Source organism: Burkholderia sp. ZZQ-2 (assembly GCF_050768715.1).
Classification (GTDB): domain Bacteria; phylum Pseudomonadota; class Gammaproteobacteria; order Burkholderiales; family Burkholderiaceae; genus Burkholderia; species Burkholderia cepacia.
In genome coordinates this window covers 32,242-45,651 of record NZ_LDVA01000388.1, presented here as the reverse complement: position 1 = coordinate 45,651, position 13,410 = coordinate 32,242, and the positions used below count along the sequence as shown (strand labels likewise).

Sequence of the window (13,410 nt, the reverse complement as noted above, 5' to 3'; positions counted from 1 at the left end):
GCCTGCATGTTGACCGCCATCGCCTTCTGGCCGAGGAAGGTCGACGTGCCCACACCCATCCCGAAGTTGGCGTCGCGATCGAGCTGCGGGATCGACGCCATCGCGCCGACGGCCGCGATACCCTGCTTCGCCATCTGGTCGGTCTGCTGCAGTTGCGAACCCAGCGAGTTGATCTGCGCCTGCTGGCCCGACAGTGCCGTCGACAGCGTCGTCTGCACCTGCGTCAGCTGGTTCACGTTCACCGCGTCGGTGCCTTGCGTACCCGGCGCGACGTTCGTGATCTGGCGCTGCTGCTGGTCGTTGCCGACCGACACCACGTTCGAGCGACCGCCGTCGTTCGAATTCGCGCCGATTGCCACCGAGTTCGAACCCGCGGTGACGGTCGGGACGTCGGTGCCCTTGCCGTTCATGTCGGCCGCGATGCCGTTGTTGTTGGCGGCGCGCGTCGTGTTGTTGTTGATCGACGTCGACAGCTGGTTCAACTGATTGTTGATGTTCGTCACGCCGGTCGACAGCGAGGCCACGTTGCTGTTCGTCGTGCTCAGGCCGGTGGACAGCGAACCGAGGCCCGTCGAGGTCGACGTCGACAGCGAGTTGACGTTGCTGTTCGTCGTGCTCAGGCCGGTCGACAGCGAGTTGATCGCGGTCGAGGTCGACGTGGACAGCGAGGCCACGTTGCTGTTCGTCGTGCTCAGGCCCGTCGACAGCGAGTTGATGCCGGTCGACAGCGATGCGACGTTCGATGCGGTGGACGTCGACAGCGCGTTGACCGCGTTGTTCGTCGCGTTGAGCTGGCTGCCGTTGATCGCGTCCGTGCTCGTGGCCGAGATCCGGCCGGCAGCGACGTTCGTGATCTGGCGTTCCTGGCCCGGTGCGCCGACGCTCACCACGCCGACCGGCGAGCTGCCCGCGAAGAAGTACGTGACGCCGCCGATCGTGGCGCTGGAGGTGCCGACGGCCGCGGCCGTGACCGAGTTGGCGCCGAGTGCGATCGAGTTGGCGACGTTCGCGGTGGCGTTCGAACCCAGGGCGAGCGCGTTGGCGGCGCTGGCCGTGGCGCTCGAGCCGTAGGCCTGCGCACCGACGGCGCTGGCCGTCGACTGGTTGCCCAGCGCGATCGTGTTGTCCGCGGTGGCCTGGTTCGAGCTGCCGAGGGCGAGTGCGCTGGCACCGGTTGCGGTGTTCGCGTTGCCGAGCGCCACTGCGCCGTTGCCGGTCGCCGTGTCGTTCGCGCCCAGTGCGACCGCGCCGGTACCCGTCGCGATGCTCGGGTCGCCGATCGCGACTGCGCCGTCGCCGGTTGCCGTGTTGCCGGAGCCGATCGACACGGCCTTGCCGCCCGTGGCCGATGCGTTCTGGCCGATCGCGACCGCGCCTGCCGACTGCGCGTTCGAACCGTCGCCGACTGCCACGCTGCTCGCGCCTGCCGCGCTGGCGTTCACGCCGGCGGCGAGTGCGTTGGTGCCGGTGGCGCCCGTGTTGTCGTAGTTGGCCTGCTGCGTGCCGTTGTCGTTGACGCTGTAGTAGTGCGTCTTCGCGGCGTTGATCGCGGTCGAGGTCGAAGTCGACAGCGACGACACCGAGCTGTTCGTGCTGCTCAGGCCGGTGGACAGCGAGCCGATGCCGGTCGACGTCGACGTGGACAGCGACAGGATCGTGCTGTCCGTGCTGCTCAGGCCGGTGGACAGCGAGCTGATGCCGGTCGAGGTCGACGTGGACAACGACGTGATCGAGCTGGTGGCCGAGGAGAGGCCGGTCGACGTGGAGGTCGACAGCGAGCTGATCGAGCTGTTCGCCGAGGACAGGCCCGTCGAAGTCGAGGTCGACAGCGACGACACCGAGCTGTTCGTGCTGCTCAGGCCAGTGGACAGCGAACTGATGCCGGTCGAGGTCGACGTGGACAGCGAGGTGATCGAGCTGTTCGCCGAGGACAGGCCCGTCGAGGTCGACGTCGAGAGCGAAGTGATCGAGCTATTCGCCGACGAGAGGCCCGTCGAGGTCGAGGTCGACAGTGACGTGATCGAGCTATTGGCCGACGACAGACCCGTCGAGGTCGATGTCGAAAGCGAGGTGATCGAGCTATTGGCCGAAGACAAGCCCGTCGACGTGGAGGTCGACAGCGAATCGATCGAGCTGTTGGCCGACGAGAGGCCCGTCGAGGTCGAGGTCGACAGTGACGTGATCGAGCTATTGGCCGACGACAGGCCGGTCGAGGTCGAGGTCGACAGCGAAGTGATCGAGCTGTTGGCCGACGAGAGGCCGGTCGAGGTCGACGTCGAGAGCGAAGTGATCGAGCTGTTAGCCGAAGAGAGGCCCGTCGAGGTCGAGGTCGACAGCGAATCGATCGAGCTATTCGCGGACGACAGACCGGTCGAGGTCGAGGTCGAGAGCGAAGTGATCGAGCTGTTAGCCGACGACAGACCCGTCGAGGTCGAGGTCGACAGCGACGTGATCGAGCTATTCGCCGACGAGAGGCCGGTCGAGGTCGAGGTCGAGAGCGAAGTGATCGAGCTGTTGGCCGACGAGAGGCCGGTCGAGGTCGAAGTCGACAACGAGGTGATCGAGCTATTCGCGGACGACAAACCGGTCGACGTCGAGGTCGACAGCGAAGTGATCGAGCTGTTAGCCGACGAGAGGCCCGTCGAGGTCGAGGTCGACAGCGAATCGATCGAGCTATTCGCGGACGACAGACCGGTCGAGGTCGAGGTCGACAGCGAGGTGATCGAGCTGTTAGCCGACGACAGACCGGTCGAGGTCGAGGTCGACAGCGAGGTGATCGAGCTGTTAGCCGACGACAGACCGGTCGAGGTCGAGGTCGACAGCGACGTGATCGAGCTATTCGCGGACGACAGACCGGTCGAGGTCGAGGTCGAGAGCGAAGTGATCGAGCTGTTAGCCGACGACAGACCCGTCGAGGTCGAGGTCGACAGCGAATCGATCGAGCTGTTAGCCGACGACAGACCGGTCGAGGTCGAGGTCGAGAGCGAAGTGATCGAGCTGTTAGCCGACGACAGACCGGTCGAGGTCGAGGTCGAGAGCGAAGTGATCGAGCTGTTGGCCGACGACAGGCCCGTCGAGGTCGAAGTCGACAACGAAGTGATCGAGCTGTTGGCCGACGAGAGGCCGGTCGAGGTCGACGTCGACAGCGAGGTGATCGAGCTGTTAGTCGAGGACAGACCCGTCGAGGTCGAAGTCGACAGCGAAGTGATCGAGCTGTTAGCCGACGACAAACCGGTCGAGGTCGAAGTCGACAGGGACGTGATCGAACTGTTGGCCGACGACAGACCCGTCGAGGTCGACGTGGACAACGACGTGATCGAGCTGTTGGCCGACGAGAGGCCGGTCGAGGTCGACGTCGACAGCGAGGTGATCGAGCTGTTAGCCGAGGACAGACCCGTCGAGGTCGACGTCGACAGCGAAGTGATCGAGCTGTTAGCCGACGACAAACCGGTCGAGGTCGAAGTCGACAGGGACGTGATCGAACTGTTGGCCGACGACAGACCCGTCGAGGTCGAAGTCGAGAGCGACGTGATCGAGCTGTTAGCCGACGACAGACCCGTCGAGGTCGAGGTCGACAACGACGTGATCGAGCTGTTGGCCGACGACAAGCCCGTCGAGGTCGAGGTCGACAACGAGGTGATCGAGCTGTTAGCCGACGACAGACCGGTTGAGGTCGAAGTCGACAACGACGTGATCGAGCTGTTGGCCGACGACAAGCCCGTCGAGGTCGAGGTCGACAGCGACGTGATCGAGCTGTTGGCCGACGACAGACCGGTCGACGTCGAAGTCGACAGCGAGGTGATCGAGCTGTTGGCCGACGACAGACCGGTCGACGTCGAAGTCGACAGCGACGTGATCGAACTGTTGGCCGACGACAGACCGGTCGACGTCGAAGTCGACAGCGAAGTGATCGAGCTGTTGGCCGACGACAGACCCGTCGAGGTCGAAGTCGACAGCGACGAAATGGCACTGGTCGCGGTACCGACCTGTTGGGCGACGGAATAAAGCTGGCTACCGTTGATCGCGTCGGTACTGGTCGACGTTACCTGGCCGGCGGCGACATTGGTGATTTGCCGCTCGTTGTTGGCGCTGCCGACGCTAACGGTGCCAACCGGCTTGGTGCCTGCGAATCCGCCGAACGTGACGCCGTCGACGGTTGCGCTGCTCGTGCCGACGGCCGCGGTGTCGGCCTTCGAGCCGGCGCCCAGCGCGACGGAATTGTTCGTGCTGGCGATGGCGCCGCTGCCGATGGCGACGGCGTCGGTGCCCGTCGCGGTGCTGTCGGCGCCGGTCGAGTTCGCGTGGAAGTACTTGATGCCCTGGCTGTTGATGCTGTCGATTGCCGAGCCGACGCTGTTGGCGGTCGACGTCGTGCCGTTCGCGTTGTATGTGGTGTACGACGGCGCCGAGACCTTGCCGGTTGTCGGGTCATACGTCGAGCCACCGCCAAGTGCCGAGGCCGTGCTGCTGCCGAGGTTGTCTGTCTTCGTCGAGACCGTGCTCAAGCCGGTGGACAGCGAACCGATCGAGCTGTTGGCCGACGACAGGCCGGTCGAGGTCGACGTCGACAGCGAAGTGATCGAGCTGTTGGTCGACGAGAGACCGGTCGAGAGCGAGCCGATCGAACTGGTGGCCGACGACAAGCCAGTCGAGGTCGACGTCGACAGCGACGTGATCGAACTGTTGGCCGACGAGAGGCCAGTCGACGTGGAGGACGACAGCGAGGTGACCGAGCTATTGGTCGACGAGAGGCCGGTCGAGAGCGAGCCGATCGAGCTGGTGGCCGACGACAGACCGGTCGAGGTCGACGTCGACAGGGACGTGATCGAGCTATTAGCCGACGAGAGGCCAGTCGACGTGGAGGACGACAGCGAGGTGACCGAGCTATTGGTCGACGAGAGGCCGGTCGAGAGCGAACCGATCGAACTGGTGGCCGACGACAAGCCAGTCGAGGTCGAAGTCGACAGGGACGTGATCGAGCTATTAGCCGACGACAGGCCGGTCGACGTGGAGGACGACAGCGAGGTGACCGAGCTATTGGTCGACGAGAGGCCGGTCGAGAGCGAACCGATCGAGCTGTTGGCCGACGAGAGACCCGTCGACGTGGAGGACGACAGCGAGGTGACCGAGCTATTGGTCGACGAGAGGCCGGTCGAGAGCGAACCGATCGAGCTGTTGGCCGACGACAGACCCGTCGACGTGGAGGACGACAGCGAGGTGACCGAGCTGTTCGTCGACGAGAGACCGGTCGAGAGCGAACCGATCGAGCTGGTGGCCGACGAGAGGCCGGTCGACGTGGAGGACGAAAGCGAAGTGACCGAGCTGTTCGTCGACGAGAGACCGGTCGAGAGCGAACCGATCGAGCTGTTGGCCGACGACAGACCCGTCGACGTGGAGGACGACAGCGAGGTGACCGAGCTGTTCGTCGACGAGAGGCCGGTCGAGAGCGAGCCGATCGAGCTGGTAGCCGACGACAGGCCCGTCGACGTGGAGGACGACAGCGAAGTGACCGAGCTATTGGTCGACGAGAGGCCGGTCGAGAGCGAACCGATTGAGCTGTTGGCCGACGACAGACCCGTCGACGTGGAGGTCGACAACGAAGTGACCGAGCTGTTCGTCGACGAGAGACCGGTCGACAGCGAGCCGATCGAGCTGTTGGCCGACGACAGCCCCGTCGACGTGGAGGACGACAGCGACGTGACCGAGCTGTTCGTCGACGAGAGACCGGTCGACAGCGAGCCGATCGAGCTGTTGGCCGACGACAGACCCGTCGACGTGGAGGTCGAGAGCGACGTGATCGAGCTATTCGCCGACGACAAGCCGGTCGAAGCCGACGTCGACAGGCTCGTGATGCTCGACGTCGTCGTGCTCGCGACCGAGTAGAGCTGGCTACCGTTGATCGCATCGGTGCTGGTCGACGTGACGAGACCCGCTGCGACGTTCTGGATGCGACGCTCGTTGCCCGCCGTACCCACGCTGACGACGCCGTTGGCGGCGCTTGCGCCCGCAAAGTTACCGAACGTCTGGCCACCGATCGTGGCGGAGCTGACCGAACCGGTGCCGCCCGTCGCCGTGTCCGCCGCACCAATCGTCGCCGAGTTGTTGCCAAGGGCGACGGAGTTTGCAACGTTGGCCGTCGACAGGTAGCCGAGCGCCATCGCGTTGCCGGCGGAAGCGGTCGATTGATAGCCCATCGCGACCGCATTGCCGTTGCCGCTGGCCGTCGCAAACGAGCCGATCGAAATGTTGCCGGCTTGAGAAGCATTGGATTGCTGGCCGATTGCAACGCTCTGGAGCGCACTCGCAGTGGCCACGCCCAGCGCAACGCTGCCGCCGCCGGCAGCGCTGGCGTTGACGCCGATCGCGGTTGCATAGTTCGCCGTCGCGGAACTCCCGTTCCCGAAAGCGGAGGCAGGCGCCGAAGTCCCGCCCGCATACGACGAGGCACCGATTGCGCTCGAACCCGCATAGGTCGCCTTGGCGCCGCTGCCGATACCGACCGAACCCGTCCCCGTCACGCTGTTGCCACTGCCCAGCGCAACCGCACCGGTGCCGTTCGCCGAGTTGCCGATGCCGAGCGCGACCGCGCCCGTGCCGTTCGCCGAGTTGCTGGTGCCGAGCGCGACCGCGCCGTCGCCGCTGGCCGTTTGCGCGCGGCCGATTGCCACCGCGCCGCCGTTCGCGCTACCACTGTTGGCCGTCGTACCCGACGAACCGATCGCGACGTTCTGGCCGGTTGCGCCGGAGACGATGCCGTCGCCCTGAGCGATGCCGTACGCGCCGTTGACGGTCGCACCGCGGCCGAGTGCGATCCCCGACGTGGCGGCCGATGCGACGGATGACTGGCCGCCGACCGCGATGCTGTCCGAAGCGGCCGACTGCGCGCCCTTCGTTGCGTTGCTGCCGATTGCGATCGAGCCCGCACCCGATGCGATGGTCGAGTTTGCCTGCGCCAGCGGCGTCGTACCGTTGCCGCCCGCGCCGCCGATTGCGACGGAGTTCAGCGCGGCTGCCGTCGAGCCGAAGCCGAGGGCGGTCGCGCCGATGCCGCTGGCGGTCGTTTCAAGGCCGGTTGCCACACCCCACAAGGCGGCAGATGACTGGATACCCATGGCGACGGCGCCGTTGCCGTTTGCTTGTGCAAACGCGCCATAAACCGTGACACCCGTGAAACCGTTGCCGTTGGAGTTACACCCGGCCACGACCGAGTACGTACCGGAGCCGTCGCCGGCCTGGTTTTGCGTGCCACCCGGGTTCACGCGGCCGACCGCGCCGTTGCTTCCCGTAAGGCAGGTCTGCTGTGTGTTGATCGTATTGGCCTCGGCGAGCCCGGGCAGGCTGATCGCCAGGGCCGCGACGGCTGCGACCATGACAGCCGACTTGTTCGGCTTGCCCCGTGCCGAATCGTGTTCGGATGCAGCGACCCAGGCGCCGAGGGCTTCGTTCCAGATCGAGCGGTATGTGCGGTTCATGTCCTGCTACCTCCAAATGTGCACGCCACACACCGGTCTCTTTTGTTAGAGGAATGCTCCGTGCGCTCGCGCGAATCTCAAAATTGATGGGCGGAGTTTATTGGAGGAGGATTTTTCAGATTGCTAAAAAGTGATAAATACCGGGTTTGAAAAGTTAAAGGATGGTTAATAGGCCGTGTTTTGATGCGTCAATGAGGAATGAATTTGTAAGATGTAAGAATGAAAAATGTAGGATCGAGCTCCCTTGGCATGTGCGGCATTTTATCTATAAAAATCAATGGGTTATGTTTGTTTTGTGCGGCAGGTTACAGATGCTTTTGGAGAAAAAGTAAGGAAAGTGAAATAGCAAACGTTTGCGAGTGAGGCATTCCTTTCTAATTTGTAATGTTTGGCGGCGTGTTTTGCGATAATGGGATATCCACCTCGTTAATTTGTTAATTCGAGATTTGAGTTTCGATTTCTTATTGATTTACTGGATTATATTTAAATCAATTTAATTCAAAATTAAGAATGCGGGGCTGTGCTGATATGCGCATTTCGTTCGCTGCGATGGCCCGTGTGACGGGCGTTCCGGGCGGGATGGCGCGTCGAATTTGTAAAAAAGTGCTACAGGGCGATGGTCAGGGCTGTCGTCATTCGTATTTCGAATTTGTCCTATTGACTATTTCGTTGATGTTGACATTCGTGTGGGGTTTGACGACGAGGCGAGCCCGTCCGGGAGGCATTACCCGCTACCGGTTTGCGCGTGCTGGCGGCAGGTTGTTAAAGCCGCTGGCCGACGCCCCTGAATTGTCAAATCCTGGGTGTGACAATTTGTCCGCGCGCCTCGAAGCGCCGAAGAAAAAACGGCGTGAGCGAATGTGTCGAGGGCGCCACATCTGGCAGGTGGATGCAGGCCGGTGAGGTTTCACACCGCATGCGATGTAGCGATGTGGCGGCGTCGAGCGGGCGGCGGGCCGGGCAGCCCGAGCGATGCGGCTCGCCATGCAAAGTGTGACGAACGCGCATCGAGGTGTGAACGGGACGCGGGGCACGGAGCAGAACGGATACGTTGATCACAGCGTATTGCGCTGCTGCGCGCCCGGATGCGGACGATGCGATTGCCACCGGCCGGCTCCGGCCGGCATGCAGCCGGCCCGGACGTGATGATGGCCGAGGCCCGGTTGCCAGGATGTTCGACCGGGCAACCGGGCCCTTGCCCGGCGCGGTTGCCTTACTTCTTGAGAAACCGCAGCGCGAGCCGTGCCATACGCGGCACGAACAACGGACGCAGCAGGCGCTTGTCGTAACCGGCCATCCGCCGATCGTTCTCGGCGAGACACAGTTCGATCAGCTCGCGCGGGTTCAGCGCTTCGCCGATGTCGGCGGTGTTCGTCGCCGGGAAGTTCGCGTCGCGTGCGACGCCGTCGGCGTCGATCCCGCGCGCGATGCCGATGCGCTCGCGGATCAAATGCACCCACACGGCCGCGACCCGCGCGAAGAACCAGGGCCGGCGCCACCACGGCAGGCTGCGCCAGTACCACGCGTACCAGTTCACGAAGAACAGGATGTGGCGGCCTTCTTCCTGGATCACGGGCTCGAAGGTGTCGACGAGTTCGGGCGGGAAATACCCGGAGCGCTGCGCGGAGCGGAACAGGCCGAACGCGAAGAAGCTGTCGATGCATTCGCTGAAGCCCGTAACCATCCACGACCACTCGGGATCCTTCGGCGCCGGGTAGGGCGGCTCGGGGGCGAGCCGGATGCCGTATGCCTCGACGAGCTTCGACAGCACGACCTTGTGGCGCGCTTCCTCGCCGCCGTCCATCTCGAGCGCGCGGCGCAGCAGCGGATCGCCGACCGTCGCCGCATAGGTCGCGACGCGGATCGATGCACGACCTTCGGTTTGCACCGCGATGTCCCAGATCGGCAGCGACGTGAGCCGCTTGAGCTCGGCGGGCTTGAGCGCCGGCCAGTCGATGACCGCCGGCTTGTACGGGTTGTGTGTGTCGAGCAGCATGCGGCAGAACATCTGCATGTGCGCATCGGAACCGATCCGGACCGGACCTTGCCTCTCGAAGGTCCAGTTGCGCATTGCGTGATCTGCGGCTGCGTGCTGTTCCTGCAGCGTGTCACTCATGGCTATTGTTGTGCGATTACGGATCGAAAGATTCTTGCATAGCTTCCGTAATTGCGTATTTTCGAGCGGCCATGCGCACGTGTCGTTTGTCGCTAAAGCCGAGCGGATTGACATCTAAGGCGAGCGAGAGGGCTCCCGTGCGGTAGTGAATGTCGCGCCCGGCCTCTCGGTAAGCCCACTGCACACGCGCACAAGACCCCCTAGATTCCCGGTGACGTGACGAAAAAGGTCACAGAGTCAACAAGGTGAGCCCATGTGATTGGATAGGGGGAGGCTCCACATTCTCGCGGGGAAGCTTTCGAGAACTGTACCGGGCGGCCTTTGGGCCAGCCCCAGGGAGGAACCGGGAGCCTCCCAAAACACACACCTGATTCATGAGATGCACCCAATTAGATGAAGAGACCCAGTACACAGCAAACTACGTGCGGGGGGAGATGCTTAGGGCGTCCCGTATTCGCTCTCCTGATCTTGCAAGACCGATGCGCCGTCGCGATACTTAACTCAACGCAATGAACGTCGGGGGGAGCAAATGAGTGTCGCGACAAAACCGCAGGCAACCAATGCAGTAGACAAGAGTGTTGCGGCCAAGTGGTCGGCGCCGTTGGCGAAAGCGGGATGGACTTCTTTCCCGAACATCATTTTCGAGCGTCAGCAGGCGTTGGGCCTTACCCCGCTCGATATCAATATTTTGATTCACCTCGCTGGCTACTGGTGGAGGCCCGGAGAACATGCACGCCCGTCTAAGGGTACTTTGGCGAGGGCAATCGGTGTAGCTCCACGCACAATACAAAAGCGAATTGCGGCGATGGAGGCTGCTGGATTCATCAAACGTATTTACCGCACGACGAGCGTCGGTGACAACGACACGAACGAGTATGACTTGAGCGGTTTGATCAAGGCAGCTAAGCCTTTCGCCGAAGAAAAGATCGCGGAGCGTGAGCGGAGGCAGAAGGAACAAACCGACCGCTTGACGCGTAAGAAGCCCTTGGCAATCGTCAAAGGCGGGAAGGCATAAGCAATACGCAGCATAGCTCAAGAGGATAGAGCGCTGATGCAGAGCCACTCGCGGACAGTGGTTGTACGACGGCTGGGTGGTACCTTCATCGTACGCATTAGTGATCTGGGTTCAAATCCCGGTGCTGCCCCTTTTCTGAAAAGCGCGTGGCGACGGCCACGCGCAGCGTGGTAATACGTAACATTTCCGCAGCGTAGCTCAAAGGATAGAGCGCCGACGCTAGCACCACTCGCGGAGAGTGGGTGTACGACGGTTGGGTGGTGCCTCCATCGTACCGCGTCGGAGATCCGGGTTCAATTCCCGGCGCTGCTCCCTGCTTTCACTGCGGTGCAGATTGCAGAGGATCCGCAACCGTCTATCCGTGACACGTGAACCCGATTGGTTGTCGTTTAGCTGAGGGTGGTAGCGCCAGCGTGGCAATACATTTTCCCGTCGCTAGCGCGACCGCGAACGCATCGATCACAATGCGGTGAAGTTTGCGCAGATCCAGGTCTGTGCGTTCCGCAAGGCCAGTTGCTCCGCCTTCTTCGAGTTGTATGTGCTTCCCTGTGGAGCGTTGCAAGTGGTCGATCTTCGCAAGGATGATCTGCATTCGCTGTTCCGGATCCGGTGTCGGAATATCGAACACCTCGACACGACTTAGAAGGGGGAGCGGCACCCGGTCAAGATCATTCGCCGTGAGCACAATGATTATTCGGCTTGCATCAAATTCCATGCGAAAGAACGCGTCGTAGAACGCTCCAGCTGTATCTGCCTCGAGGAGGTCTAGCAGTACAGGAACGACAGGGTAGTTGCTACTGCTTCCGATCTTGTCTACTTCGTCGAGTATCAGTACCGGAGCTGCCGAATCCCCTTTGGCAAGGACTTCGAATATCGCCCCGGGTCGCGCTTGGCGCCATCCACTGTCCCCGCCCACGAGTTGGAAGCTTGCCTGAGCGCTTCCGGCGGACCACTTTCGCATTGGCACCGCGAGCGCCTCCGCGAGCTTGGACGCGAAATGCGTTTTACCAACGCCGGGTTCGCCCATGAGCAGAATGGGGCGAACGCGAAACTCTCTGCTGCGCACGGCACTTGCGAGCACGAGATCGACCATTAGTTTTCCAATGGGCTCGCTCAGGTTGGCGAAGCTCCCGCGCGCAACGTCAAGTCTCTTCAGTGCCTTTTGAATATCGGGAAGCTTTCGACAGCCATCGTTGCTGCCGGCCTTCTCAAGCAGCGGTCGTGCGCACTGCTGTTGACTCGCGTCGGCGCCGTCCAGAGCAGCGTTTGCTTGCTCAAGTGCATCTGGCGAGAATATTTGGACACGCCGAGCCCTAGGCCGACGTGAAGGCTTGTTTGCTATCGGCTTTGCCGTGAGTTTCGATTCGGAGTGTACCGGCGATTGCGTTGGCTCAGAGGCCATTCGCTGAATCTCTCGGATCGCAGCAAGCTCATCGTGCGTGCTCTGTGGAACGAGTAGTCGCCGCGAATCGCGACACTGGATCGTTGACAGATCACCAAGTGGGGCAAATCCCGCAGGACATTCGGCATGTTGTTTCGATACCGACATGACGGATTCTCCAAATGCGATGTAGCGGCCTGGTAGCCACGACATCCAAACCGCCTTCGTCGCGGTTTGGTCCGATGCTGAGAACTCAGCAGTCAGTTCGCATCGAATTTCGCACGGGGCGTGCGAATGCAAGGCTGCCGATCCCGACCGAACGGATCAGTTCATGCCAGTAACGAATACTGATGGCAGCCATGGAGAAGGTCACGTGGTGTTGACGAGTTACTTCCGTGTTATCCAACGATACTGCACCTAGGCCAAAGATGGCTAGGCCGATTTGCAGAAAATTGCCTTTCGCGAAGCACTGGCCATGCCGTGTAAACCCGAAAAGTAAGGGCTACGGGTAATCATGCGGCTGTCGGGTTATGACTAACCCGACGTGGAAATTTGACAACACTCCACTTGGCGATGCCGCATGACAGTCGTACCCCAAATACAGTGCTATTGAAGGAACAGGCTCGGCGTGGAGGTGCATGCGACATCGGGTTCGATGCGCCGGTAGTTACGGTTCTCGATGAAAAGTGTAGGTAAATATATCTGTTCCACATTTATAAAGGTGAGTGGATTCCGGTGGATAAAAAAACAGATATTTTTTTGAATTGTAGTATTTATTTTGGTGTTTGACGTCGAATAGTCGCTGAGATAACGTATTCGAAATTGTCAAAAGCGAGTTCATTTATGCTCGTTGCACGAACGCAGATATCGTTCGCTGACTACCTCACTGCAATCCGCCGTCGCAGCGGGCAGCGGCAGAAGACTGTCGCTCATCGAAGTGGCATGGACCCCTCGTACCTCGCGTCCCTTGAGACTGGCCGCCGGAATCCTCCGTCGTCGGAGGTGATAAACCGTCTGCTGGATGCTATCGATGCGACAGAGGAGGAGCGGCGGCAATTGCATCGGTTGGCGTTTGCTCATGGCCTCCAATCCTATGTGGACCATCGAGCACCACCGGATTGGCCGCAAGAGGGAAGCGAAATTCTGGCAGCAGTCCCCATGCTGTCTGCAACCCAACTCAGATGTCTTTCGTCGATATTGAAGGCGGTCGCAGATAGCGACGCCCCGGTTACCACGGAGGAGCCCATGTAAACGAGAAACGGCGAGAAAGACCCTTTCGAGTCCCCCCGCCGTGTGTACCCAGCAATGCCGCACTGAGCACGTGAGAGTTTTCAGTATGTGGCCTCGCTGGTACGCACGTCAAGGGCTCTTTTTGCTCAAAAATACGGGAGCGAAGGAAATGGAACTCCGTGCTCCCATAAATGGA

The 13,410-nt window shown here is 61.6% G+C and carries 5 protein-coding genes and 1 tRNA gene; 3 read left to right on the top strand and 3 right to left on the bottom strand.

The window, feature by feature from the left end:
* A partial coding sequence (locus ABY44_RS40755) for an ESPR-type extended signal peptide-containing protein (RefSeq protein WP_431643647.1) occupies positions 1 to 7,472 on the bottom strand: 7,472 nt, incomplete at its 3' end.
* Positions 7,473 to 8,685: 1,213 nt separating this feature from the next.
* On the bottom strand, positions 8,686 to 9,588 hold the full coding sequence (locus tag ABY44_RS40750) for a hypothetical protein (protein WP_060067870.1): 903 nt from the start codon (positions 9,586 to 9,588) through the stop codon (positions 8,686 to 8,688).
* 529 nt (positions 9,589 to 10,117) lie between these two features.
* Here ABY44_RS40750 and ABY44_RS40745 point away from each other — a divergent pair.
* Complete coding sequence (locus ABY44_RS40745; RefSeq protein WP_011546968.1) at positions 10,118 to 10,603, top strand: helix-turn-helix domain-containing protein; 486 nt, start codon at positions 10,118 to 10,120, stop codon at positions 10,601 to 10,603.
* 187 nt (positions 10,604 to 10,790) lie between these two features.
* Positions 10,791 to 10,915: transfer RNA gene (locus ABY44_RS40740), tRNA-OTHER, on the top strand.
* 43 nt (positions 10,916 to 10,958) lie between these two features.
* Here the strand turns inward: ABY44_RS40740 and ABY44_RS40735 are convergent.
* The gene (locus tag ABY44_RS40735; protein ID WP_012339444.1) at positions 10,959 to 12,152 is read right to left on the bottom strand and encodes an AAA family ATPase; all 1,194 of its coding nucleotides are present in this window, start codon (positions 12,150 to 12,152) and stop codon (positions 10,959 to 10,961) included.
* A 675-nt stretch (positions 12,153 to 12,827) separates the two neighbouring features.
* On the opposite strand from ABY44_RS40735, the gene ABY44_RS40730 reads away from it, so the two are divergent.
* On the top strand, positions 12,828 to 13,235 hold the full coding sequence (locus ABY44_RS40730) for a helix-turn-helix domain-containing protein (RefSeq protein ID WP_011546970.1): 408 nt from the start codon (positions 12,828 to 12,830) through the stop codon (positions 13,233 to 13,235).
* The last annotated feature ends 175 nt before the right edge of the window (positions 13,236 to 13,410 follow it).